Genomic DNA, 24,963 nt, shown 5'->3' with positions numbered 1-24,963 from the left:
TTGCCTATAGAAAGACAGCACATCGATATCGGGGAACGCAAGTGTGTGTGCGTAGTCGTCACGTCACACTCCGCCGCACCGGTTGTGTTCCATAGTGGTTTGCGGAGGTTAACGGAAGATTCACCTAATATTCCCGTCGGGAGTGACGGGTATCACGATTTGATAACGGACCTCTTTGCGCCGTTCCGGTCTCGTGACGTGGGGTTTTCCTGTTCTCGATCTTCCGTTCGCGGCCTGTAGTGCTCCGTTGAGATTATTTTCCCTCAAAGCGTATTTAGTCGGAAATGTCTGTATGGCGAGGATTCGGTGGCGGGGGAGCGGGCGCCGGATGAACGACCCGCCGGCCGGTCGGGGCCGATGTCGCGGAGCCGTCGTGATCTCAAGAAAACACGGAGATCGACTTGGGGTTCCCGGTGCCATCATCTTGGAATGCCGTCCATCGCCCAGACCGGCCGAATATCCCCGCCGTCCCCGCGACGTGCCTGTATCCGCGCACGGCCGCTCCGGTAGGACGGGGGCGCGGTTCTTTCCTGTGGTCGTTTCCGGGCCCCGTGTCCGGACCCGGCGGTTCCGTGGAACGGTGTCGCGGAAGATCGCGGCTGTTTTCCGAGAAGTCAAGCCCTGGATCGTATCTGCGGTACTCCTTACGCTCAGGTGCCATGTCGGGGGGTTCCAACGCGCTTCCAGAAAGGGGTATTCGCTGTGGGTGGCTTTTCTCGACGACGTTTCATCCAGACAATGGCGATCACAGGTGCTTCGGCGGGTTCGGTGGCTGTTCCTGGTGTCGAGTCCGTTTTCGGCGCGCTCGCTCCGGCCGCACAGGACCCGGCCACGCTCGTCAAGGCCCGCCGGACGCTCACCTTCACGCGCCTCACCAACGGGACCGTGGCCGTCTCGCCCACCGGCGACCGGCTGATCCTGGAGGTCCAGGGCATCCTGTGGGCGCTCCCGCGGGCGGGCGGCACGGCCGTCGCCCTGACCACCGCCGACCTCGAACCCACCCGGCCGGCGTGGTCACCCGACGGCTCCGCCGTGGCCCTGTGCGCGTACAAGGGCGGCGGTTTCCATATCTGGGTCATGGCCCCCGACGGCTCCGGCCTGCGCCGGCTCACGGACGGTCCCTGGGACGACCGGGGAGTGAGCTGGTCCCCCGACGGGAGGAAGATCGCCTTCGCCTCGGAACGCGGCGGCGACCCCGCCAGAGGCGCCTCGTACCACATCTGGACCGTGGATGTCCGCGACGGCAGGCTGACGCAACTGACGACCGGCCCGCAGAACGACTACGACCCGGCGTGGTCGGCCGACGGCCGCACCGTCCTCTTCGTCAGGGCCGAGGCGCTGGAGGGCCGGGTCGTCGCCTCGGTGCCGGCGGAGGGCGGCGAGGCCACCGTGGTGCGCACCGTCGGCACGGGCACCGTGGTCTGCCCCGCCCCGTCGCCCGACGGCGGGCGCGTCGCCTACGTCCACGTCACCGCCGGGGAGAGGGGACCCGACGCCGCCCTCATGGTGGACGGCACCCGGATCGCCGAGGGCGAGGACGTCTTCCCGGTACCCGTCCGCTGGCTGCCCGGCGGCGAGCTGCTCTACCTCGCCGACGGCCAGGTCAGGGTGCGGCGGCCCGGCTCGGGGAACGTCACGGTGATCCCGTTCACCGCGCGGCTCGACGTGCCGCACCCCGTCTACCGGAACAAGAGGTACGACTTCGACTCCACCGCCCCCCGCCCCGTGCGGGGGATCCACCATCCGGTGCTCGCCCCGGACGGCCGGTCGGTCGCGTTCGCCGCGCTCAACGCCCTCTGGCTCATGCCCGTCGGCGGCCGGCCGCGCAAACTCGTCCAGGCCAGGCCGGAGCACTACATCCAGTCACCGGTCTGGGCGCCCGACGGCCGCAGCCTCCTCTACTGCGACGACAGGGACGGCCTGTACGCCGTCCACCGCAGGGACGTCGCCGGCGGCACGGAGACGACCCTCGCCACCGGAGGACGGGTCAACCCGGCGCTGTCCCCCGACGGCACCCGGCTCGCCTGCCACGACCCCGCGGGAAACCTGCTGATCCGCGACCTGGCGACCGGTGAGGAGCGCACGCTGATCGCCGCGCTCGGCGCGGGCGGCCTGCCCGGCCCGCCCACCTGGTCCCCGGACGGCCGCTACATCGCCCTGGCCGACCGCAACCGGCTGACCCAGCGTTTCCGCGAGGGCTACAACCTCATCCGCGTCGTCGACACGCGCACGGGGGAGGCGGTCCTGCACGCCCCCGCCGGGCACATGTCGCTGTCGGACCGCTACGCCTCCGGGCCCGTGTGGTCCCCCGACGGGCGATGGATGGTGTTCGTCGCCGAGTCGGCGCTGTGGGTCCTGCCCGTCCGCCAGGACGGCACTCCCGCCGGGGCGCCGCGTCGGATCACCGACGAGGAGGCCGACCACCCCTCCTGGGCCGGGGACTCCCGGACCATCCTCTACCTGTCCGGGGGAGAGCTGCGGCTGGTCGACCGCGACGGCGGGGCGCGCCGCGCGCTGCGCGCCCCGCTCACCTACCGCCGCAGGACGCCGCCCTCCGCCACGACCCGCATCCACGCGGGCCGCCTGTGGGACGGCACCGGCGACAGGGTCCGCGAGAACGTCGACATCGTCGTCCGCGGGAACCGGATCGTCTCCGTCGAGCCGCACCGGCCGGGCAGGCCCCGCGGCGGCGACCGGCACGTCGACGCCTCCGCCCACACCGTGCTGCCCGGTCTGTGGGACTCCCACGTCCACCCCTGGCAGTACACCTACGGCGGCCGGCAGAACGTCGTCAACCTCGCCTACGGCATCACCACGACCGTCTCCCTGGGCGGTTTCGCCTACGAGGGCGTACGGCTGCGCGAGGCCATCGCCGCGGGGGAGATGATCGGGCCGCGTCTCTTCGCGACCGGCGAGCTGATCGACGGATCGCGGGTCGCCTACACCATGGGCCGCGCCCACCAGACCCGCGAGGGCGTGCGCCGCACCCTCGAACGGGCGAGGTCGCTGGACTACGACTTCGTCAAGACGTACGTGCGCGCGGCCGGCTGGATCATGGAGGAGGCCACCAGGACCGCGCACGAGAAACTCGGCGTCCGGGCCGGGAGCCACCTGTCCTACCCGGGGATCAACCTGGGCCAGGACCTGACGACGCACCTGCAGGCCACCCAGCGGCTGGAGTACGGCCACGCGACCTCCGCGCTGGGCCGCGCCTACCAGGACGTCCACGAGGTCTACCGCGCTCCCGGCTTCCACCTGGTCGCCACCCCCTTCTCCGCGCTGCAACTGCTGGGCGCGGACCCCTCGCTCGCCGAGGACCCCCGGGTGACCCGGCTGATGCCACCGTGGGACGTCGCCCTGGTGCGCGGCACCGCGGCGGAGCCCCCGACGTTCGCCGAGCTGCTCAGGATCGAGACCGAGGTCGGCATCTACCGGCGCATGATCGGGGAGGACACGGGCATCGCCCTGGGCACCGACTCGCCGCTCTACCCGGTCGGGCTGCACCTGCACCTGGCCCTGCGGGCGCTGCACCGGTACGGCTTCTCCGCCACCCAGGCGCTGCGCACGGTCACGGCGTTGCCGGCCCGGGTGTTCGGCGTCGAGAAGGACCTGGGCGCGGTCGAGCCCGGCAAGATCGCCGATCTCGTCTTCGTCGCCGGGGACCCGTTCACGGACTTCTCCGCGCTGGTGCGGACCCCCATGACGATGCGGGACGGCGTGCTGTACCGCCAGGAGGAGCTGATGACCCGGAGCGCGGAGACGCCCCGTGCGGCCGGCGCGACCGACTGGCTGGAGACGTCCCGGATCATGCGTAAGGACGGCTGCTGCTCCGAGCATCTCTGAGACCGGCCACCGGTCCGGGCCACGACTCCCGCCGAGGCCCGGACCGGTGGCCGGCGGAGGAACGGAAACCACGCCCATTTAGTTTTCATTGGCCGGACGTTCTATATCATGACGCTCCCTCACATTGTGCGCCGATTCGTTGACCGAAATCACGCGGTGATGAGTGTTCTTTCGTGGATTGCCGCATCGGACAGCGGGAACGGTTCCTTGTTCACAGGGTGGGGCGCCCGCTTCCGCCGGGATCCTCACCGATCCGGTAACGCGCTTCGAATACCGTTGGAGAACGTCACGCGGCCGAGTCGCTCACGGGTGCGCGGACGCGGATCCACGCGAGCCGGCCGGAGCCCTTCGACCCGGAGGTGAATACCGCGAGTGACCGTCAAACAGCACAGTAAACCCCCTCGGATCTCCCACGGGTGGCGCATCGTCATCGCCCTGGCCATAACGCAGACCGTCGGCTACGGGGTGCTCTATTATGCGTTCGCCGTTTTCCTCAGCCCCATGCGGCGCGATCTGGGCGCCTCCGTCAGCCAGGTCACCGGCGCCTTCACCCTCGCGGTGCTGATCACGGGGCTGGCCGCCCCGCTGGTCGGCCGGTGGCTGGACCGCCGCGGCGGGCGCGGCCTCATGACGCTGGGCTCGATCGCCGGCACGCTGGCGACCTTCACCTGGTCACGGGTCGACAACCTGCCCGCCCTGTACGCGGTCCTCGCCGTCATCGGCCTGGCCTCGGCCATGACACTCTACGAACCGGCGTTCGCGATCGTCGTCGCCTGGTTCGACCCCGAACGCCGCTCCACCGCCCTGCTGACCGTCACCCTGGTGGCCGGATTCGCCTCCAGCATCTTCCTGCCCCTCACCGGACTGCTCGTCGACCGCCACGGCTGGCGCACCGCCCTGGTCGTCCTCGCCGTCGTCCACGCGGTGACGACCATCCCGCTGCACGCCTTCTTCATCCGCAGGCCGCCTCCCGCCGAGGGCCCCGAGCCCGCCGGGAGCGAGGAACCGCGGGGCGACGCCGGCGTGCGCCGGGCGATGCGCGGACGGGCCTTCTGGCTGCTGGCCGTCGCGTTCGTCGCGCACACCGCGGCCGTCGCGATCGTCGCCGTCCACCTGCTCGCCTACCTCACCGAACTCGGTCACTCCCCGACGTTCGCCGCCTCCGTCACCGGGCTGCTCGGCATCCTGTCGGTCACCGGCAGGCTCGTCACCACCGGCCTTCACCGGCGTTTCTCGGCCGCGGGGGTCACCGCCGCCGTCTTCTTCCTGCAGGCCGTGGCCGCGGTGCTCCTGCCGGTGCTCGGCGGGAGCGGAGCCGGTGCCGTCGCCTGCGTGGTCGCCTTCGGGATCGGGTTCGGGGTGGGCACCCTGGCCCGCCCCGTGCTCATCGCCGAGAGGTACGGCGTCGCGGACTACGCGACCATCGCCGGGGCCCAGGCCCTTCCGATCATGCTCGCCAAGGCGCTCGGCCCGCTGGCGGCGGCCTTCCTCAGCCAGGGCATGGGCTACCCCTTCGTGATGCTCGTGGTGGCCGTCTGCAGCGTCGTGGCGTCCGCCATGCTGGTCGCCTACGGAAGATCCTGAGCACGCCCGCTCCCGGCCCTCGCGCTCGTGACTCCCCCGCGGGCTCCCTCGCCGGTGCCGCCGCGTCCGCCGTGCCGGGGCCGCCTACGCCGGGGCCGCCTACGCCGGAGCCCCGGGCCCGCCCGTCTCCCGCCCGAGGCTCTCCCGCACCGCGGCGACGAACTCCTCCGTGGTCAGCCACGAGGTGCGGCCGGTGAGCAGCGCCAGGTCCCTGGTCATCAGGCCGGCCTCCACGGTCCGCACGCAGGCCCGCTCCAGCGCGGAGGCGAAGGCGGCGACCTCGGGGGTGGCGTCCAGCCTTCCCCGCTGGGCGAGGGCGCGGCTCCAGGCGAAGACGGACGCGATCGGGTTGGTCGAGGTCGGCTCACCCCGCTGGTGGCGCCGGTAGTGGCGGGTGACCGTGCCGTGGGCCGCCTCGGCCACGGTGACGCGGCCGTCGGCCGTCATCAGCACCGAGGTCATCAGGCCGAGCGAGCCGAAGCCCTGCGCGACGAAGTCCGACTGCACGTCCCCGTCGTAGTTCTTGCACGCCCACACGAAGCCGCCCCGGGACCTGACGGCCTGGGCGACCATGTCGTCGATCAGCCGGTGCTCGTAGGCGATCCCGGCCTCCTCGAACCCGCTCCTGAACTCGGTCTCGAACACCTCGGCGAACAGGTCCTTGAAACGGCCGTCGTACGCCTTGAGCACCGTGTTCTTCGTCGAGAGGTACAGCGGCAGGCCGCGGGTCAGCGCGTAGCGCATCGTGGCGCGCGCGAAGTCGCGGATCGACGCGTCGAGGTTGTACATGCCCATCACGACGCCGCCGCCGGTGAACCGCGCGACCTCGGTCTCGACCGGTTCCCCGCCGTCGTCGGGCACGTACACCAGCTTCGCGACCCCGGGGCCGGGCACGGTGACGTCGGCCGCCGCGTACTGGTCGGCGTGCGCGTGCCTGCCGACGACGATCGGCCCGGTCCATCCGGGCACCGGCCGCGGGACGTTCGCCATCACGATGGGCTCGCGGAAGATGACGCCGCCGAGGAGGTTGCGGATCCTGGCGTTCGGCGAGGTCCACATCCGCTCCAGGCCGAACTCCTCGACCCGCGCCGCGTCCGGGTTGATCGTGGCGCACTTGACGCCCACGCCGTGCTTCACGATCGCCTGCGCGGCGTCCGACGTCACCTCGTCGCGGGTGGCGTCGCGGTTCTGGATCGACAGGTCGTGGTAGTCCAGGGTGATGTCCAGATGGGGAAGGATGAGCAGTTCCTTGACGAGCCGCCAGATGACCCGCGTCATCTCGTCGCCGTCGAGCTCCGCGACGGCACCCCTTACCTGGATCTTCCGCATGGTGTGCGCTCCTCCTCTGGGACGTGCCGGTGCCTGCCGGACCCGGTCGTGCCGGCGGCCGGGGGACGCACCCCCGGCCGCCGTCACGGCCTCGCCGGTCACGTGGGTGCCGGTCCCGGTCACGAACTCCGGTCGTCGGCCTTCGCGTCCCCCGACACCTGCCGGAGGAGGTCGGTCAGCGCGCTCGTCGGCCGCTCGTCCACGTTCCGCACGCACTCGGCGATCTCGTCGCGCAGCCGGGGGGTGAGGAAGCGCTCCGTCAGCGAGGTGAACTTCGCCAGCGCCGAGGTCCAGTCGGCGGGACGGCGCCAGTGTCCGGCGTAGTCGCGCTTCTCCCTCTCCAGGACGGTGCCGTCGTTCAGCCGGATACGCAGGCGGCAGCCCAGCTCCTCGGGGAAGCGCTCGGTGTAGCCGCTCTCGGCCCGGATCTGGACCCGGCCGAGCAGGCTCTGGACGTCGTCGGCCACGATGCGCTCCGGCGCGTACTGGGCGGGCAGCACCTGACCGTCGAGCAGCCCCACGGCCAGCAGGTACAGCAGGGAGTGGTCGGCCTCCTCCTTGGTGGTGATCCGCGTCTTGTCGCCGTCGCTGCCGCCGCCGATGATGTCGTACGCCACGTCGAACGTGTCCAGCTCCACCGAGGCGATGTCCGCGCCGTGGAGGCCGTGCTCCGCGCGCAGCTCCAGGGCGGCCTCCAGCGCCGACTGGGAGTGCACCTCGGCGTTGAACCGCTTGACGAACGTCCTGCGGATCCGGTCGAAGCCCTCGTTCTCCCAGTCCACCTCGAACCGGCCGGAGACGGCCTCCATGAGGCCCTTTCGGCCGTCCAGGGCGCCGAGGGGGCCGGTGAGCCCGCGGGCGGCGAGGAAGGCCAGGTGGGTCGTGGCCGCCGCCGCGTACGGGTAGGCGAGGCCCTTCCAATGGGACAGCGCGGTCCGGGTGACGCGCAGCGCGTTGAGCGCCGTACCGGCCATGGCCAGGGCGTGCGAGGCCTGGTCGACGTCCAGGCGCAGCGCGCGCGAGACGCCGGCGCCCGCGGCGTAGCCGGCGTGGGTGGTGTGGTCGAAGTGCCGCCACCTGACCGCGCCCTCCTCCCCCAGCCGGCACTGCACCTGGTAGGCCACGCCGATGGCCGTGAGCAACTCGCTGCCCGGCAGGTCGCGGTACTCCGCCGCGGCGAGCACCGCGCCGATGTTGTCGCTCGGGTGGAAGGTCTCCCCGGGGGCGATGTACGAGTCGTTGAAGTCGAGGTAGCGGACCAGGGCGCCGTTGTACAGGGCCGCCTCGTAGGGGGAGGTGCGCCCGCCGCCGATGAGGGAGACCAGGGGCGGGCCGCCGAACTCGGCCAGGTCCTCCCTCAGGATCGCGATCGGCGGCCCGTCCAGGGCGCCGATGGCGCAGCCCAGCGCGTCCAGCAGCCGGATCTTCAAAGTGTCCCGCACGTCGGCCGGTACGTCCTCGAACCTGGCCGATGTGGCGAACCTGGCTATCCGGCGGGTCATGGGCTCGTCAGCCATGGGGGCGACCTCTCTGTGAAAGGGACGGGACGGGCCGGACGGGCCCGCCGGCGAAGGCGGTGACCGGCCGGATCAGCCGGTTTCCCGCGTGCTGTTCGAGCAGGTGGGCTCCCCAGCCGACCAGCCTGGCCATGGCGAACGTCGCCGAGAACATGGATCTGGGCAGCCCGACCGCCTCCATGACGAGCGCCGCGTACAACTCCACGTTGGCGCGCAGCGACCGGCCGGGTTTGACCTCGTCGAGGATGACGGCCGCGTGCTTCTCCACCCGCCGGGTGAGGTCGAGGCGCTCGCACCCCAGGCGCGCGGCGACCTCGCGCAGGGTGGTGGCCCGGGGGTCGACGGTCCGGTAGACGCGGTGGCCGAAGCCCATGATCCGCTCGTCCCTGGACAGCCGTTCGCGCAGCCACGGCTCCACGCGGTCCGGGGCGCCGATCTCGTCCAGCATCTCCAGGGCGAGGATCGGGGCACCTCCGTGCAGCGGCCCGCTCAGCGCGCCGAGCGCGCCGGACAGCGCCGATCCCAGGTCGGCGCCGGTGGAGAGGATGACCCTCGCGGCGAAGGTGGAGGCCGCCATGCCGTGCTCGGCGGCGATGATCAGATACTGCTCCAGGGCGCGGGCGTGCTCCTCGGAGGGAGGCTCGCCGGTCATCATGTAGAGGGCGTTGGCCGCGTGGCCCAGGGCGGGGTCCGGGGCCACCGGCCGCAGGCCGTTCCTCAGCCGGTGCAGGGCCGCCAGCAGGATCGGGGCGGACACCGTGGCCTGGAGCACCTGGCGGCGCAGGACGGTGTGGTCCAGGTCCAGGACCGGTGCCCAGTCCAGGGCCCTGGCCAGCAGGCAGACGGCCGACTGCAACCAGGCGATGCCGTCGGCCTCGCTCCCCAGGCGGGCGAGGCCGGGAAGCAGTTCGGTGACCGCGGGCGGGATCGCGCGCAGGGCCTCGATCTCCCGCAGGAAGTCCTCCCGCCGCGCGGCCGTGGGCAGCCGCCCGTCCAGCAGCAGGCACCAGACCTCCTCCAGGGCGCAGGCGCCGGCCAGCTCGATGGCGTCGTGGTCACGGTAGCGATATCGGCCGAGGTGACCGTCCACGTGTGAGATCTGTGTGTGGCACAGGATGATGTCGTTGAGCCCGTACACCACGGGCCGGTTGGGGCCGCTCACGGCGTCCGTCCCGGGGCCGGCGGGAGGGGGACGCCGCGCCGGCTCCCGGCACCCTTACTCGCGGCACGTTCGACGGTGAGTTCGGTATCTGTGAGTTCCACGGAGAGCGCATCCTCTTATGAATACGATCGGCGACATCGTGAATACGCCGAATAAGCGTGGACGCCCGCGCGGGCGGGCCGGTGGCCATCACAAAGGCGACGGCGATTAAGGGGAAAAAGGTCCTGACGTATCTCCCTTCATGTACCGGAGATCTTGTAGGGCCAATAATTACAGCCACGGCCCCAAGTTGATCTTTATATTTTCTTGCGGTCGGCGGGCTTTCTGGTTTGATGGGACCTGGTGTTTACTGTGAAATTTACGAGACTTGTCTCGGGGAGGTTGTTCTGGAGTTCTTTCTACTGGGTTCCGTTCAGGCGAGTGCCGCGGGCCGGCCGGTGAATGTGGGGGTGCGCAAGCAACGGTTCGTGCTGGCGCTGCTCGCCCTGGAGGCGAACAGACAGGTGACCACCGAGCGGCTGGTCGAGCTGACGTGGCCGCAGGATCCGCCCATGACCGCGAGAGGGATGATCCACACCTACATCAGCGGGCTGCGCGCGGTCGTGGCCGGCCCCGGGAGGTCCGACGGGGTCCGGATCGACCGGGGGCCGGCCGGCTACACCCTGTGCTGCGATCCCGAACGCGTCGACGTCCACCGGTTCCGCGCCCTGCTCGCCGAGGCCAGGAACGGCGACGACGAACGGCGGGTGGAGCTGCTGAGCCGGGCGCTGGCGATGTGGCGCGGGCCGGCGCTGTCCGGGGCCGCGCCCGAGGAGGTCAGGGAGAACGTGTGCCGGGGGCTGGACGAGTCGCGCCTCACCGCGGTCGAGGACCTCGTCGAGGCGCGGCTGCGTCTCGGCCGGCACGAGAGCCTGCTGGAGGAGCTGCTGGCACTGGCCGCCGAGCATCCGCGCCGCCCGCGCCTGACCGGCGGGCTCATGCAGGCGCTGCACCGTGCCGGGCGCACCGCCGAGGCGCTGGAGATCTACGAGCGCACCCGGCAGAGACTGAGCGAGGAACTCGGCCTGGACCCTCCGGCCGAACTGCGGGAACTCCACCTGGCGATCATGCGCAACGATCCCGTTCCCGACCGGCCCCAGGCTCCGGCCGGCGAGGCGGCACCGGTCCCGCGGCAGCTGCCCGCCGACCTGCCCACGTTCACCGGCCGCGCCGCGGAGCTGGACCGCCTGCTCGACATGGTCGGCGACGAGACACGGTCCCCGGCGACCGTGGTGATCGGGACGATCGACGGCATGGCGGGCATCGGCAAGACCGCGCTGGCGGTGCACGCCGCGCATCACCTGGCCGGCCGTTTCACCGACGGGCAGCTCTTCGTCGACCTGCACGGTTTCACCTACGGCGTGGCACCCACCACGCCGGCCGACGCGCTGGACGGGCTGCTGCGGGCGCTGGGCGTGCCCGGTGGGAAGATCCCCTACCAGCTGGACGACCGGGCCGGCCTGCTGCGGACCACGCTGGCCGGGCGGCGCATGCTGATCCTGCTCGACAACGCCGCCACCGAGACCCAGGTCCTGCCGTTGCTGCCCGGCAGTCCGGGCTGCCTGGTCCTGATCACCAGCCGGCGCCGGTTGACCGGCGTGGACGACGCGCACAGGATCCGGCTGGACATGCTGCCGGCCGCCGACGCGATCGCGATGTTCTCCCAGGTCGCCGGGGCGGACCACCCCCCTGAACGGGTCGCCGAGGTGGTCGGGCTGTGCGGGAGGTCACCGCTGGCGCTCCGTATCGCCACCGCCCGCCTGCGCGCCCGGCCCGCCTGGACCCTGGCACACCTGATCGACCGGCTGCGCGACGAGCGTCGCCGGCTGGCCGAGCTCGAGGTCGGGCAGCGCAGCGTGACGGCGGCCGTCGACCTGTCCTACCACCAGCTGACATCCGCCCAGCAGCGCATGTTCCGGCTGCTCGGCCTGCGCCTCGGGGCGGCGTCCGGCACCCGTGCCGCGGCGCCGGAGGACGACCCCGGGACGGGCCTGGACGTCTACGCCGCCGCGGCGCTGACCGACTCCACTCTCCAGCACGCCGACCGGCTGCTCGGCGACCTCCTGGAGGCCAGCCTCATCTCCGAACCGGTCCCCGGCCGCTACCGGCTCCACGACCTGCTCCGCGTCTACGCCGCGGCCAGGGCCGAGGCCGAGGAGCCCCCCGACCGGCGGCGGGCCGCCCTGCTCCGCCTGCTCGACCACTACGTCCACACCGCCTCGGAGGCGACGAGGGTCCTGCACCCCCTGGAGGCGCCGCCGAGCCCGCCCCCCCGCTCCTCGCCCACTCCCGCTCCGGGCTTCGAGGCTCCCGCGGAGGCGGCGCGCTGGATGGAGGCCGAGCTGGCCGGGCTGCTCGCCGCGGCCGACCACGCGGCCGACCACGATCTGCCCGTGCACGCCCTGCACCTGTCGGTGAGCCTCCACCGACACCTGCGCAACCACGCCCACCACACCGAGGCCCTCCAGCGGCTGGCCATGCGCGTCGCCGGCCAGGCCGAAGACCGCCGCTGCCGGGCCGAGGCGCTGGTGAGCCTGGGACACGCCCACCTGCGGGCCGGTCGGCCCGGCCTGGCGGGGACCTGCCTCGGGCAGGCCCTGGACCTCTCCCGCGCGATCGGCTACGGCGCCGGCGAGCTCAACGCGCTGACCGGCCTGGGCCACCTCCACCTGCGGGCCGGGCGCCGGGAGCGGGCCGACGACTGCTTCCGGCACGCCCTCGGCATCGCCGAGGAGATCGGAGTTCCGGACCTCTCGCCGTGATCGCCGTGACCGCCGTGACCGCCGTGACCGCCTCGATCGCTGTGACCGCTTTGATCGCCACGGTCGTACGGGCGCGAGGACGCCTCCGGGAGGTAATCCTCCGCGCCTGTCACGGCGGGGGCCGCCGCCGGGTCGTCGCGTTCCCCGGGAGGGTCTCGTACATGCGGGCCGCGACCAGCAGTCCGGAGGCGGCGGTGAGCGCGGCGGCGGTCCAGGCGACGGAGGTCAGGCCCCACAGGTCGGCGACCACCCCGGCCAGCAGCGCGCCGACGGCGAAGCCACCGTCCCGCCAGAGCCGGTAGACGCCGATGGAGCGAGCCCTCCACGACGGGTGGGCGACGTCACCGATGACGGTGAGCAGCGTCGGGTAGACCAGCGCGGTGCCCACGCCGAGGAGCGCCTGCGCGGCGGCCCAGACCGGGAAGGTGGAGCCGGTGGCCACCATGGCGATGGCCACCGCCTGGACCAGCATGCCCGCGGTGATCAGGTGCTTGCGGCCCACGCGGTCGGACCACCAGCCGGTGAGCATCTGGCCGAACCCCCACACGGCCGGGTACAGGGCGGCCAGCACGCCGATCTCGGTGACGGACAGGCCCCGGGCGGCGAAGATCAGCGGAAAGACGCCCCAGGCGACGGCGTCGTTGAGGTTGTTGACCGTTCCCGCCTGGCTGGCCGCCGACAGGGCCCTGTCGGTCAGGGTGGTACGCCGGACGATCTGCAGGACGGTCAGGTCGGAACGCCCGTGCCCGGCCGCCTCGAACCGGGCGTGGTCGCGGGTCTCCCGCACGGCCAGCACCGACAGGCCCAGGCCGAGGGCGGCGTAGGCGGCACCGAGCAGGAACGGCACGGGGCGCAGGCCGTGGACGCCCGCGAGGTATCCGGTGGCCAGCGCGGTCGCCGCGACGGCGACGTACCCGGCGGCCTCGTTGAGTCCCATGGCCAGCCCCCGCCGTTCGGGACCGGCCAGGTCGATCTTCATGATGATGGTCGTCGACCAGGTCAGACCCTGGTTGACGCCGAGCAGGACGTTGGCCGCCACGATCCAGCCCCAGGACGGGCCCCAGGCCAGCATCGCGGGCACGGGAAGCCCGACGAGCCATCCGGCGACCAGGACGGGCTTGCGGCCGTAGCGGTCCGAGAGGGTCCCGGCGAGGAAGTTGGTGACCGCCTTCACCACGCCGAAGGCGAGGATGAAGGTGAGCACGCCGCTGTAGGCGGTCACGTGGAAGGTCCGCTCGGCCAGCAGGGGAAGCACGGTGCGCTCCTGGCCGAGCATGCCGCCGACCAGCGCGTTGACCGCGACGAGCAGGGTGAACTGGGCGAGGTTGGCGCGCAGGCCGAGTCGTACGGGGGTGCTCATGCGTCTGCTCCGGGGGGTCCGCGGTGCCTGAGCCGTCGAGGTTCGCGGTGCTCGACGTGCCTACCCGGGGACGGCCGGTTCCAAGCACGGCGAGGCCGGTGCCCGGGACGCCGTTCAGGCGAGCGTGTTGCGGAGCCACTCCTCGACGCCGGCGATGTGGACCGTGGCCCAGGCCCGCGCCACCTCGGGCCGGCGGGCGGCGATGGCGTCGCAGATCGCGCCGTGCTGCTCGCGGGTCTTCTCCAGGGCGTTCTCCTGGGTGAGGCCCCGCCAGATCCTGGCCCTGGTCGTCGGGCCGGAGAGGCTCTCGATGAGGGAGCAGAGCACGGCGTTGCCCGACCCCTCCGCGATGCGCTGGTGGAACTCCAGGTCGTTGGCGACGAGCTGCTCGACGCTCGGATCGGCGGGCAGGCCGTCGAGGAGCCCGCGCAGCTCGGCGATCCCGGTCTCGGACATGGAGGTCGCCGCCATCGCGGTCGCCGCGGGCTCCAGGATCCGCCGGACCTGGAAGAACTGCAGCACGGTGTCGTCCTGGTGGAAGTCGACCACGAACGACATCGCGTCCAGCAGCAGCCTGGGCTCCAGGCTGGTCACGTACGTGCCGTCGCCCTGGCGCACGTCCAGCACGTTGATCAGGGCCAGCGCGCGGACGGCCTCCCGCAGCGAGTTGCGCGAGAGGCCGAGACGGTCGGCCAGGTCGGCCTCCTTGGGCAGCCTGCTGCCGGGGACGAGCTCGCCGGACAGGATCATCTGTTTGATCCTGTCGATAGCGGCGTCGGTGACCGCCACGCTGCACCGTCCTCAGGGTTCGCCAGACATCCGATGTCTATGAGTGTATGGCGAACCGGACCGGATCGGTCCCCTCCGTCCTGCGGATGAGGCCGCGCACCTCCAGGGTGCGCAGGTGCGCCGCGGCCTCTCCCGCGGCCATCCCGCGCAGGAAGGGGGGGAACTCCTCCCAGGGCCGGTTCCAGGTCATCCTCCCGGCGATCTCCCAGATGGTCAGCGGCTCCCCGGCCTCGGCGAGCAGCTCGGCCAGCCGTCGGAGCTTCTCCTCGTGATGGACGCCGATCTCGGCCGCCCGCGCCCCCGTATCCGGAAATATCCATTCATGGGCGGGGAGGGCTTCGAGGTCGCCCAGCCCCCTGACCTTCTCCAGCGACTCCAGGAAGTCCGTCAGCGGGTCCACGTCGGCCCGGTCGTAGGGGTAGATGCCGACGTGCGGGGTGATCGCCGGCAGCACGTGGTCGCCGGTGAAGAGGCGGTCGGCGTCCTCCAAGTGCAGGCAGATGTGGCCGGGCGTGTGCCCGGGGGTCCAGACCGTGCGCAGCCTGCGCCCCGGCACGTCGACGAGGTCGCCGTCGGTCAGCACCCGGTCGGGCGCGGCCGGCGGCCGGGGGCGGCTCCTGGTGACCTCCTCCATCTCCACGGTGCCCGCGCCGGCGCGGCGCAGCATGTCGGCCTGGAAGTCGCGGTGCGTGCTCTCCTCGGTGGCGTGCATCAGGCCGACCAGCGCGGCGTCGGCCTCGTGCATGGCGATCCAGGCGCCCGACTCCTCCCTGACCTGTCCGGCCAGCCCGGCGTGGTCGGGGTGGAAGTGGGTGACGACCACCCCGCGTACGTCACGGACGTCCATGCCGGCCGCGCCGAGCCCGTCGCGCAGCGCCAGCCACGCCTCGGGCGCGTTCCAGCCCGCGTCCACCAGCACCGGGCCCGCCGGGGACTCGATCGCGTAGACCAGGGTGTAGCCGAGCGGGTTGCCGGGGATGGGCACCGGCACGCTCCACACCCCGCCACCGGTGTCGAACGGGCGCTGCTCGCTGTACGGCCTGCGGCGGGACTTCAACGGTGGTGCTCCTTACCGGCGCCCCGAGAGGGGCGCTCCTTGCCGGCGCCGTTCACGGGCGCTGTTCATCGGCGCCCTTCAGGGGCGCTGTCCAGCCGCGCCCTTCTACGGACGCCGTTCGCGGGCGCCGTTCACAGGCGCTCCAGGACGGTCGCGGTCGCCAGGGCCCCGCCCGCGCACATGGTGACCAGCGCGGTCGAGGAGTCGGACCGCTCCAGCTCGTGCAGTGCGGTGGTGATCAGTCGTGCTCCGGTCGCGCCGACCGGATGGCCGAGCGCGATGGCGCCGCCGTTGACGTTGACCCGTTCCATGTCTGGCTTGTGCACCGATGTCCAGGATAGGACCACGGAGGCGAAGGCCTCGTTCACCTCGAACCTGTCGAGGTCGTCCACGCTCATCCCGGTGGAGGCCAGGACCTTCGCGGTCGCGTCCACCGGCCCGTCCAGGTGGTAGTACGGCTCGGCGCCGACCAGGGCCTGGGCGAGGATGCGGGCCCTGGGCCGCAGGCCGTGCCGGGCGGCGGCCTCCTCGCTCATCAGCAGCACGGCGGACGCGCCGTCGGAGATCTGCGAGGAGGTGCCCGCGGTGTGCAGGCCGTCCTCGGTGACCGGCCTGAGCCGGGCCAGCCCCTCGGCGGTGGTCTCGCGCAGTCCCTGGTCGCGGTCGACGAGGCGCGTCTCGCCGGTCGGCTCGCCGTCCTCGCCGAGGACGGGCGCGTCCACGCCGACGACCTCCCGGTCGAAGCGGCCCTCGGCCCACGCCCGCGCGGCCCTCTCCTGGGAGCGGGCGCCGAACCGGTCGAGCCGCTCGCGGGTCAGCCCGCGCCGGCGGGCGATCCGCTCGGCGGCGACGAACTGGCTCGGCATGTCGATGGACCAGTCGTCGGGCCGGGGACGGGCGGGGAGCACGTTGGAGCCGAGCGGCGCCCGGCTCATCACCTCGACGCCGCAGGCCACGCCGACCTCGATGACCCCGGCCTGGATGAGCGCCGCGACCAGGTGCACGGCCTGCTGGGAGGAGCCGCACTGCGCGTCGAGGGTGGTCACGCCCGCCTGGTAGGGCAGGCCCGCGTACAGCCAGGCGTACCGGCCGACGTGGCCGCCCTGCTCGCCGGACTGCGTGACGCAGCCGGCGAAAACCTGTTCCACCGCGGCCGGGTCGACGCCCGCGCGGCCGACGAGACCGCTCAGCGCCGCCGCGAGGACGGCCTGCGGCTTGAGGCCCGCGAGCCATCCGCCGCGCCTGCCGATCGGGGTCCGTACGGCTTCGACGATCACTGCACCCATACGATCTCCTCGCCTTCCGGCTAGGAACTCGCGGCCGTCGGGCGCCCGCCGGGGACGGTCCGCCCGCTCGCGCGTCGCTCCAGAACGTCGCTCTAGTCGCCTTCGAGTGCGACTGTAACGGGTTCTAGTTTCAGGTGGAAGGAGGGGGTCGGAAATCGGCGAGCAGCCGGTCGGCGGCGATCTCGATGCGCCGCTGGATCTGCTCGTAGGTGCGCCGCCCCCGGAGCATCTCCAGCAGCTCGTGCACCCAGACGCTGGAGAGCGAGCCCGCGAGCGCGAACTGCTCCTCGGTGGCGGTCTCCACGGTGAGGTCGTCCCCGGCGACCCGGAGCAGCAGCCCCGTCATGCGGTCGCCGAACGGCGTCTCGACCTCGGCCATGATCAGCGAGCGGATGAGCGCGTCGGCGAGCTCGGGCTCGCGCATCAGGCCGCGGGTGGCGCGCATCAGGATGTCCACGGCCCGCCCCGAGGCCGCGACGGCGGTGGGCGGGCGGCGCTCGATGCTGCTCTCCAGGAGGTCGATCTCCTCGCCGACGACGGCGACGACGAGATCCATCTTGGAGGGGAAGTAGCGGTAGAGCGTTCCCAGGGCGACCCCGGCACGCTCGGCGACGGTCCGCATCTGCATCGCCTCGACGCCGCCGCGCGAGGCGAGGGCGGCGGCGGCCTGGACGATGCGCTTGCGCCGCTGGAGCTGGCTCCTGGTGCGGACGCCGGTGGACGCCGGTTCGCTCTGCACGCCGGATGCCCCCTTGGTCCCTCTGGTCGCCCTGGTCGTGGTCGGATCGACGTTGCCCGGGGCGTGCCTGCCGGTCGGGCGCGCGGCGGCGGGTGCCTCCGTGGTCACCTGCGGGGTACGCATGAGAACACGTTATCTGATTTCCGGATACTCCGGTGGGTTACTCGCCGGTCACAAAGATGCCCGTGCTTACACGGCATATGTCGTATGGAGGTTATATACCGGCTTATCGGACGCGGCTCGCTATGGACACAGAATAGAATGTGTTCTACTTTTCGGGAGGGCCGGAACGGGCGCCGACGACGCGCGGAACGGGCGGGCCCCGCGTCCGTCCCCGGCACGCGGGTCCCGGCCGGGCGGGCCCGCACGGTGAAGGAGGGCATCCTGGCGGGAGGCGCAATGTCCGAGAAGACACCGTCCACGGAGACACCGTCCACGGAGACGCCGTCCGAGGTGACGCTGGCGGGGCTGCTGGAGCGGCGCGCCGGTGACGACCGGCCCGGTCTGATCTTCGAGGACCGGACCTGGAGCTGGCGCGAGTACGTCGCCGAATGCCGTGCCCGCGCCGCCGCCCTGGACGCCAGGGGCCGGAACCTGCACGTCGGCGCGATCTTCGACAACGTTCCCGAGCTGCTCTTCCTGCTGGGCGGGGCCGCCCTGTCGGGACACGTGCTCGTCGCGCTGAACACCACCAGGAGCGCCGCCGAGCTCGCCCGCGACGCGGACGCCACCCACGTCGACCTGATCCTGCACGAGCCCGGCCACCCCCGCCACGAGACCCTCGCCGCCGAGGTCGCCGCCCTCCGCGCCCCGGGAGCGCCCCCGCCCGGCGTCTCGGACCGCGTCTCGGACCACGTCTCGGACCGCGGGCCGGATCGCGGCTCGCAGGACGGGCTGACCATGCTCATCTTCACCTCGGGCACGTCGGGGCGCCCCAGGGCCGTGAGGATCACCCAGCGGAAGATCGCCGTGCCCGGGACGAGCCTGGCCGCGATGCTCTCCCCGGACGACGTCGTGTACTGCTCGATGCCGCTGTTCCACTCCGGCGCGATCATGGCCGCGTACGCCCCGGCGGTGGCCTCGGGGGCGGCGCTGGTGCTGCGCCGCAGGTTCTCCGCCTCGGGCCTGATGCCCGACGTCCGCCGTCACGGGGTCACCTACCTGCACTACGTGGGCAAGGCGCTCTCCTACGTGCTGGCCGTCCCCGAGACGCCCGGGGACGCGGACAACACGCTGAGGATCGCCTTCGGCAACGAGGGGAGCGCCGTCGCGATCCGCCGGTTCGCCGAGCGGTTCGGCTGCCACGTCGTCGACGGCTTCGGCTCCACCGAGACCGGGGTCACGATCACCCCCGACCCGTCCGGGCCGCCCGGCAGCCTGGGCAGGCTCCCCGGCGGCGTCGAGATCCGCGACCCGTTCACCGGGCGGCGCTGCCCGCCCGCGCTCTTCGAGGACGGGCGGCTGCTCAACGCCGGCGAGGCGGTCGGCGAGCTGGTCAACACCCGGGGCGCGGGCCTGTTCGACGGCTACTACGACGACCCCGACGCCGACCGCGAGCGCGTCCGCAACGGCGCGTTCTGGTCGGGGGACCTGGCCTACGCCGACGCCGCCGGTCACGTGTTCTTCGCCGGGCGCGGCACCGAGCGATTACGCGTGGACGGCGAGAACCTCGCGGTCGCCCCGATCGAGGCGGTGCTGCGCGAGTTCCCCGGTGTGGTCGAGGCGGTCGTCTACCCGGTCCCGGACGCGGTCGCGGGTGACCAGGTGATGGCGGCCCTGGTGCTCGCGGGCGCCTTCGACCCCGAGGCGTTCGCGGTGTTCCTGACGTCCCGGGGGGACCTGGGCGCCAAGGCCGCGCCCCGCTACGTGCGGATCTCCGGCGAGCTGCCGCAGACCGCGTCCCACAAGGTCGTCAAACGGGTCCTGGCCGAGCAGGCCTGGCACACCGGCGACACCGGCGGCACCACCGGCGACCCTGTCTGGTGGCGGCCCCCCGGGCAGGACGCCTGGCGGCCCCTCACCCCCGCCGACATCACCCGCATCGACGACGAGTTCATCCGGAACGGCCGACGGCACCCCTGGAGCGCGCGTGGACTTCACCCTTGACGAGACCCGGACCGACCTGCGCCAGCTCGCGGCCGACCTGCTCGGGAAGGAGGTGACGACCGCCAGGCTGGAGGCGCACGAGAAGAGCGGAGCCCCCTACGACGCCGCGCTGTGGCGCTCCCTGGCCCAGGCGGGGCTGCTCGGCGCCTGCCTTCCCGAGGAGGCCGGCGGGGCCGGGCTGGGGCCGGTGGGGACGGCGGTCCTGCTGCGGGAGATCGGCGCCCACGTGGCCCCGGTCCCCGTCGAGCCGAGCCTGGTCGCCGCCCAGGTCGTCGCCGCCTACGGTTCCCGCGAGCAGCGCGAGGCGCTGGCCCCGCTGGCCGAGGGCGAGATCACCCTGGCCGTGGCCCCGTCCGAGCCGGGCCGCGACCTCGGCGCCCCGCCCGCCACGACCGCGCGAAAGGACGGCGGCCGGTGGGTGCTGGACGGCGCCAAGGGCACCGCGCCCCACGCCGCCGGGGCCTCGAAGATCCTGCTGACGGCCCGTACCGATACCGGGAGCGGCGTGTTCCTGGTCGATCCCGCCGACGTGGAGACGCACCCGGTGCCGGTCTCCACCGGCGAGCCGGCCGTCGCGCTCACCCTGCGGGGCGTACCCGGCGAGCTCGTCGGCGTCGCGGACGGCACGGCCGCCGCCGGTCTGCGGCGCCTGGTGACGTCCGGCAACATCGCCGTCTTCTCCGGGGTGCTGGCCCGCGCCCTGGAGCTGACCACCGAGTACGTCAGGACCCGCAGGCAGTTCGACCGGGCCCTGGCCGAGTTCCAGGCGGTCACCGTGCAGATCGCCGACGTCTACATCGCCGCGCGGGCGCTGGACGTGGCCGTGTGGTCCGGGGCGTGGCGGCTGGAACGGGGCGACGACGAGGAGGCCGAGGCCGACCTCGCGGTGGGCGCGCTCACCGCGACCGACGAGGCGCTGCGCGCCCTCTACACCTGCCAGCACCTGCACGGCGGGATCGGCGTGGACGTGACCTACCCGCTGCACCGCTACTTCGCCTGGGGCAGGCACCACGCCCACCTGCTGGGCGGGGTCGAAGCCCGGCTCGACACGATCGGAGCGCTCGTCTGATGCTGATCGACCTCACCCCCGAGCAGAAGGAACTCCGCGCCGAGCTGCGCGACTACTTCCGGTCCTGCCTCACCGACGAGGACAGGAAGAAGATCGCCACCGACCCGTTCGGCCACGCGTACATGGAGCACTGCCGCGTCCTGGGCCGCGACGGCAAGCTCGGTCTTGGCTGGCCGAAGGAGTACGGCGGCGGCGGGCTCGGCCCGCTGGAGCAGCAGATCTTCGCCAACGAGATCGCCCGCGCCGAGGTGCCGTACCCGATCATCACCGTGCAGACCGTCGGGCCGACCCTCATGCAGTACGGCACGCCGGCGCAGAAGGAGTTCTTCCTGCCGCGCATCCTGGCCGGGGAGTGCCACTTCGCGATCGGCTACAGCGAGCCCGGGGCCGGCACCGACCTGGCGTCCCTGCGCACCAGCGCGGTCCGCGACGGCGACCACTACGTCGTCAACGGGCAGAAGATCTTCACCTCCGGCGCCCACTACTCCCAGTACATCTGGCTGGCCGCGCGCACCGACCCCGACGCGAGGAAGCACCGCGGGATCACCATGATGATCGCCGACTGCTCCGACCCCGGCTTCTCCTGGACGCCCATCATGACCATGGACGGGCGCCACCACACCAACGCCACCTACTACTCCGACGTGCGGGTGCCGGTGGACATGGTGGTGGGGGAGGTGAACCGGGGCTGGGACCTGATCGTCAACCAGCTCAACCACGAGCGGGTCACGCTCGGCCCGGCGGGCAACATCGCCCACACCTACGACCGGTTCCTGGCCTGGGCGCGCCGCACCGGCGCGATCGACGAACCCGCGGTGCGCCGCGCCCTCGGCCGCGTCTACGCCTACTTCCGCACCAACGAGCTGCTGAACTGGCAGGTCGCGGCCAACATGGGCCTGGGCTGGCTGGGCGCCCCCGACGCCTCGGCGACCAAGGTGTACGGCTCCGAGCGGCTCCAGGAGGTCGGCCGGATCGTCGGCGAGACCCTGGCCCGCTTCGGCGACCCGTCCGACATCGAGACCGCCGACCTGATGGAGCGCGTCGACCGGGGGGCCAAGGGGGGACTGGTGCTCACCTTCGGCGGCGGCGTCAACGAGGTGCAGCGGGAACTCATCGCCATGCTCGGCCTGAGCCTGCCGAGGCCGCCCCGATGACCGCGACGACCGGCCCTTCGAACGGCCCGGCAACCGCCGCCTCGACCGGCCCCGCGACCGTTCCTTCGGACGATCCCGCGGCCGGCCCCGGCACCCTGCACGAGCGGCTCACCGCCCTGGCCGACCGCCAGGCCGCCCTGGGCGAGGTACGCGGTGTCGCGGCGGCCGACCCGGTGAACCTGCCGATGATCCGGCACTGGACCGGCGCGCTGGGCGACGCCAACCCGCTCTACACCGACGCCCGGGCCGCCGCCGCCGGGGTGCACGGGGAGATCGTGGCGCCCCCGGCGATGATCCAGGTCTGGACCATGCCCGGCCTGGACCGCGACGCCGGGCGGGCCGGCACGCCGGTGGACGCCGTCCTGGCGATGCTGGACGGCAACGGCTACACCGGCGTGGTCGCCACGAACTGCGAGCAGACCTACCACCGCTACCTGCGGCTCGGCGAGTCCCCGGTCCCGGCCACCCGGTTCGCCGGCGTCACCGGCCCGAAGCGGACCGCGCTCGGCGAGGGCTACTTCGTCACGTGGAACGTCACCTGGTACGCCGACGGCGAAGCCGTGGCCGAGATGCTGTTCCGGGTGCTCAAGTTCCGTCCCAGGGAACGCTCCGGCGCCTCCGGCGGGGACCCGGGCGGGACGTCCGGGAGAGACCCGGGCGGGAACTCCGGCGCGGGCACTTCCGCGCCGAACGGGTTCCCGGCGGGCGAGCCGTCGACGAGCGAGCGGTTTGCGGGCGAGCGGCCCGCCGATGGGAACGGAGCCGCGCCGGAGGGGGGCGGCGCCGAGGCGGGGCGGGAGGCGCCGCGCGAACCGTACCCGCTGAGACCTGCGGTCAACGCCGACACCGCGTTCTTCTGGGAGGGCGTCGCCGCGGGCGAGCTGCGGATCCAGCGGTGCGCCGACTGCGGGGAACTCCGGCACCCGCCGGGACCGATCTGCCCCTCGTGCCGCTCGACCGCCCGCGCCCACGTGACGGCGAGCGGCGAGGGCGAGGTCTACAGCTACGTGGTCCACCACAACCCACCCGTTCCGGGACGCAGCACGCCTTTCGTGGTGGCCGTGGTGGAACTGCCGGAAGGGGTACGGATCGTGGGCAACGTGGTGGACTGCGACGTCGCGCGAGTGGGTATCGGTATGCCGGTGCGCGTGACGTATCACCAGATGGACGACGAGCTGATCCTGCCCATGTGGGCCCCCCGGGAGGCGTGATGCGGACACTCACCCACGACGAGGTGCGGGACGGGACCCCGCTGCCGGAACTCGCGATCGAGCTGACCCCCACGGTGGTCGTCTCGACCGCGCTGGCGACCATGGACTTCACCCCCGTCCACCACGATGTGGAGGGGGCCAGGGCACAGGGGTCGAAGGACATCTTCCTCAACATCCTGACCACCATGGGTCTCGTCGAGCGCTACGTCACCGACTGGGCGGGGCCCGGGGCGATCATCCGGGGTATCAACGTCAAACTCGGCGTCCCGGCGTACGCGGGAGACCGGCTGGTCTTCACCGGCACCGTGCTGGCCGGTGGTGGCGACGGCGGCGCGGAGGGCGAGTTCACGGCCGAGGTGCGGGGCAGGGTCAGCCTCGGCGACCACGCCTCGGGCACCGTCAGGTTCTCTCTCCCCGCCCTCTGACCCCGCCCCCCGCTTCCCGATCCCGCCGGATCCCTGACCCCGTCTCCCCGCTTCCGTGCCCTGGATCCCGTCACCGGACCCCCTCTCCCCGCCCCTCGTCCAGCGTGGACGAGGACGCGGGCGTGAAACGTGAAACGCAGAAAGGCCCCATCACCGTGGTCTCCCTTTCGGGGAGCGCGGCCGTCGCCGGGATCGGCGCGACCGAGTTCTCCAAGCAGTCAGGCCGGTCCGAGCTCCAGCTCGCCGCCGAGGCGGTGTTCGCGGCGCTCGACGACGCGGGCCTGGCGCCCGCGGACGTGGACGGCATGGTCACCTACACCCAGGACGCCAACCAGGAGATCGCCGTGGCCCGCGAGGTGGGCATCGGCGACCTGTCGTTCTTCTCCCGCGTCCACTACGGCGGCGGCGCGGCCTGCGGCACCGTGATGCACGCCGCGATGGCCGTCGCCACCGGGGTCGCCGAGACCGTGGTGTGCTACCGGGCGTTCAACGAGCGGTCCGGTCACCGGTTCGGCAGGCCCGACGCCGGGATCGGCGGCGAACCCTCCTCCCAGGGGCTGGAGATGAGCTGGCACGTGCCGTACGGGCTGATGACGCCCGCCGCCTGGGTGGCCATGTTCGCCCGGCGGTACATGCACGTCTACGGCGCCACCTCCGAGGACTTCGGCAGGGTGGCGGTCGCCATGCGCAGGCACGCCGCCACCAACCCGGCCGCGTGGTTCCACGGGCGCCCGATCACGCTCCAGGAGCACCAGGCGTCGAAGTGGATCGCGGAACCGCTGCACCTGCTCGACTGCTGCCAGGAGAGCGACGGCGCGGTGGCGCTGGTGGTCACCTCTGCCGAGCGGGCCAGGGACCTGCGCAGGTCACCGGCGGTGATCACCGCCGCCGCCCAGGGCGCGGGCGCCGGTCAGATGATGATGACCAGCTACTACCGCGACGACATGACCGGCCTGCCGGAGATGGGGGTGGTCGCCCGCAGGCTCTGGGAGCAGTCCGGGCTCGGCCCCGCGGACATGCAGGCGGCCATCCTGTACGACCACTTCACCCCGTTCGTCCTCACGCAGCTGGAGGAGCTGGGCTTCTGCGGGCGCGGGGAGGCCCGCCACTACGTCGCCGACGGCGGCATCGAGATCGACGGGCGCCTGCCGGTCAACCCGCACGGCGGCCAGCTCGGCGAGGCGTACATCCACGGTATGAACGGGATCGCCGAGGCCGTCCGGCAGATCCGGGGCACCTCGGTCAACCAGGTCCCCTCCGTGAGGAACGTCCTGGTCACCGCGGGGACGGGCGTGCCGACCAGCGGGCTGGTGCTGTCCTCGGAGTGAGCGCCGGGCTCTCCCCGGAGTGCGCGGGCCGTGAACCCCCCAGGCGCCAGGACGGCCGCGCGCCGTCAGGGACACGCGGCCGTCGGAGCGCGGGAGGACTGAACGCGCGAGGCGCGGCGGGGGGGCCCGGGGGCGGGCCCCGCGGGGGGGGGGCGCAGGCGGGGGGGCGGGGGGGGGGGGGGGGGGGGTGTAGTACACAAGCG

17 protein-coding genes are annotated in these 24,963 nt (G+C 72.6%); 9 read left to right on the top strand and 8 right to left on the bottom strand.

The genetic code is table 11. The features are described from left to right. Window positions 1-768: 768 nt before the first annotated feature. Both ACLQ2R_RS10110 and ACLQ2R_RS10105 read left to right on the top strand, forming a co-directional pair. Window positions 769-3,843, top strand: coding sequence for an amidohydrolase family protein (locus ACLQ2R_RS10110; protein ID WP_425959109.1), 3,075 nt, complete (start codon window positions 769-771; stop codon window positions 3,841-3,843). 372 nt (window positions 3,844-4,215) lie between these two features. Further along, entirely contained in the window at window positions 4,216-5,427 is a 1,212-nt protein-coding gene (locus tag ACLQ2R_RS10105; protein ID WP_425959108.1) for an MFS transporter, read from the top strand. Between the two features lie 99 nt (window positions 5,428-5,526). Here the strand turns inward: ACLQ2R_RS10105 and ACLQ2R_RS10100 are convergent, their stop codons facing one another. The 3 genes from ACLQ2R_RS10100 to ACLQ2R_RS10090 all read right to left on the bottom strand — a co-directional run bounded on the left by ACLQ2R_RS10100 (window position 5,527) and on the right by ACLQ2R_RS10090 (window position 9,435). Next, window positions 5,527-6,756, bottom strand: coding sequence for an NADP-dependent isocitrate dehydrogenase (locus ACLQ2R_RS10100; RefSeq protein WP_425959107.1), 1,230 nt, complete (start codon window positions 6,754-6,756; stop codon window positions 5,527-5,529). A gap of 119 nt (window positions 6,757-6,875) precedes the next feature. Further along, window positions 6,876-8,273 carry an MmgE/PrpD family protein gene (locus tag ACLQ2R_RS10095; RefSeq protein ID WP_425959106.1) on the bottom strand — a complete coding sequence of 466 codons (1,398 nt, stop codon included), beginning with the start codon at window positions 8,271-8,273 and terminating at the stop codon, window positions 6,876-6,878. Continuing rightward, window positions 8,266-9,435, bottom strand: a complete 1,170-nt coding sequence (locus ACLQ2R_RS10090; protein WP_425959105.1) for a citrate synthase — start codon at window positions 9,433-9,435, stop codon at window positions 8,266-8,268. Before ACLQ2R_RS10090 ends, ACLQ2R_RS10095 begins: the two co-directional genes overlap by 8 nt. 449 nt (window positions 9,436-9,884) lie before the next feature. Here ACLQ2R_RS10090 and ACLQ2R_RS10085 point away from each other — a divergent pair, with 449 nt between their 5' ends. Next, window positions 9,885-12,236 (top strand): BTAD domain-containing putative transcriptional regulator, encoded by a 2,352-nt coding sequence (locus ACLQ2R_RS10085; protein ID WP_425959104.1) that lies wholly within the window; start codon window positions 9,885-9,887, stop codon window positions 12,234-12,236. 109 nt (window positions 12,237-12,345) lie between these two features. Here the strand turns inward: ACLQ2R_RS10085 and ACLQ2R_RS10080 are convergent, their stop codons facing one another. From ACLQ2R_RS10080 to ACLQ2R_RS10060, 5 genes are all read right to left on the bottom strand, one after another. Beyond that, window positions 12,346-13,596, bottom strand: coding sequence for an MFS transporter (locus ACLQ2R_RS10080; RefSeq protein WP_425959103.1), 1,251 nt, complete (start codon window positions 13,594-13,596; stop codon window positions 12,346-12,348). 114 nt (window positions 13,597-13,710) lie between these two features. Further along, entirely contained in the window at window positions 13,711-14,385 is a 675-nt protein-coding gene (locus tag ACLQ2R_RS10075) for a FadR/GntR family transcriptional regulator (RefSeq protein WP_425959102.1), read from the bottom strand. Between the two features lie 37 nt (window positions 14,386-14,422). Next, window positions 14,423-15,442 (bottom strand): MBL fold metallo-hydrolase, encoded by a 1,020-nt coding sequence (locus ACLQ2R_RS10070; RefSeq protein WP_425959101.1) that lies wholly within the window; start codon window positions 15,440-15,442, stop codon window positions 14,423-14,425. Between the two features lie 131 nt (window positions 15,443-15,573). Continuing rightward, window positions 15,574-16,728 carry a steroid 3-ketoacyl-CoA thiolase gene (locus ACLQ2R_RS10065; RefSeq protein ID WP_425959100.1) on the bottom strand — a complete coding sequence of 385 codons (1,155 nt, stop codon included), beginning with the start codon at window positions 16,726-16,728 and terminating at the stop codon, window positions 15,574-15,576. A gap of 130 nt (window positions 16,729-16,858) precedes the next feature. Continuing rightward, window positions 16,859-17,590, bottom strand: coding sequence for a TetR family transcriptional regulator (locus ACLQ2R_RS10060; RefSeq protein ID WP_425959099.1), 732 nt, complete (start codon window positions 17,588-17,590; stop codon window positions 16,859-16,861). A gap of 276 nt (window positions 17,591-17,866) precedes the next feature. Between ACLQ2R_RS10060 and ACLQ2R_RS10055 the strand changes: the two genes are divergently transcribed. The 6 genes from ACLQ2R_RS10055 to ACLQ2R_RS10030 all read left to right on the top strand — a co-directional run bounded on the left by ACLQ2R_RS10055 (window position 17,867) and on the right by ACLQ2R_RS10030 (window position 24,760). Further along, entirely contained in the window at window positions 17,867-19,573 is a 1,707-nt protein-coding gene (locus ACLQ2R_RS10055) for an AMP-binding protein (RefSeq protein ID WP_425959097.1), read from the top strand. Next, window positions 19,557-20,642 (top strand): acyl-CoA dehydrogenase family protein, encoded by a 1,086-nt coding sequence (locus tag ACLQ2R_RS10050; RefSeq protein WP_425959096.1) that lies wholly within the window; start codon window positions 19,557-19,559, stop codon window positions 20,640-20,642. The genes ACLQ2R_RS10055 and ACLQ2R_RS10050 overlap by 17 nt, the downstream gene beginning before the upstream one ends. After that, on the top strand, window positions 20,642-21,796 hold the full coding sequence (locus ACLQ2R_RS10045) for an acyl-CoA dehydrogenase family protein (RefSeq protein WP_425959095.1): 1,155 nt from the start codon (window positions 20,642-20,644) through the stop codon (window positions 21,794-21,796). Before ACLQ2R_RS10050 ends, ACLQ2R_RS10045 begins: the two co-directional genes overlap by 1 nt. Continuing rightward, a complete protein-coding gene (locus ACLQ2R_RS10040) occupies window positions 21,793-23,007 on the top strand; it encodes a bifunctional MaoC family dehydratase N-terminal/OB-fold nucleic acid binding domain-containing protein (protein ID WP_425959094.1) in 1,215 nt (404 codons plus the stop codon). The genes ACLQ2R_RS10045 and ACLQ2R_RS10040 overlap by 4 nt, the downstream gene beginning before the upstream one ends. Next, a complete protein-coding gene (locus tag ACLQ2R_RS10035; RefSeq protein WP_425959093.1) occupies window positions 23,007-23,432 on the top strand; it encodes a MaoC/PaaZ C-terminal domain-containing protein in 426 nt (141 codons plus the stop codon). Before ACLQ2R_RS10040 ends, ACLQ2R_RS10035 begins: the two co-directional genes overlap by 1 nt. 155 nt (window positions 23,433-23,587) lie before the next feature. After that, window positions 23,588-24,760 (top strand): lipid-transfer protein, encoded by a 1,173-nt coding sequence (locus tag ACLQ2R_RS10030; RefSeq protein WP_425959175.1) that lies wholly within the window; start codon window positions 23,588-23,590, stop codon window positions 24,758-24,760. Window positions 24,761-24,963: the final 203 nt, after the last annotated feature.

Origin of the sequence: Streptosporangium sp. DT93 (assembly GCF_049844535.1) — a bacterium.
In the GTDB taxonomy this organism is placed as follows: domain Bacteria; phylum Actinomycetota; class Actinomycetes; order Streptosporangiales; family Streptosporangiaceae; genus Streptosporangium.
Note: the sequence above shows the minus strand (reverse complement) of the source record. Positions and strands in the feature narration are given on the sequence as shown.

Coding starts and splice junctions, on each gene's coding strand:
- ACLQ2R_RS10035 (WP_425959093.1), top strand. CDS start 23,007: ATGCGGACACTCACCCACGACGAGGTGCGGGACGGGACCCCGCTGCCG.
- ACLQ2R_RS10060 (WP_425959099.1), bottom strand. CDS start 17,590: ATGCGTACCCCGCAGGTGACCACGGAGGCACCCGCCGCCGCGCGCCCG.
- ACLQ2R_RS10040 (WP_425959094.1), top strand. CDS start 21,793: ATGACCGCGACGACCGGCCCTTCGAACGGCCCGGCAACCGCCGCCTCG.
- ACLQ2R_RS10065 (WP_425959100.1), bottom strand. CDS start 16,728: ATGGGTGCAGTGATCGTCGAAGCCGTACGGACCCCGATCGGCAGGCGC.
- ACLQ2R_RS10055 (WP_425959097.1), top strand. CDS start 17,867: ATGTCCGAGAAGACACCGTCCACGGAGACACCGTCCACGGAGACGCCG.
- ACLQ2R_RS10045 (WP_425959095.1), top strand. CDS start 20,642: ATGCTGATCGACCTCACCCCCGAGCAGAAGGAACTCCGCGCCGAGCTG.
- ACLQ2R_RS10100 (WP_425959107.1), bottom strand. CDS start 6,756: ATGCGGAAGATCCAGGTAAGGGGTGCCGTCGCGGAGCTCGACGGCGAC.
- ACLQ2R_RS10080 (WP_425959103.1), bottom strand. CDS start 13,596: ATGAGCACCCCCGTACGACTCGGCCTGCGCGCCAACCTCGCCCAGTTC.
- ACLQ2R_RS10095 (WP_425959106.1), bottom strand. CDS start 8,273: ATGGCTGACGAGCCCATGACCCGCCGGATAGCCAGGTTCGCCACATCG.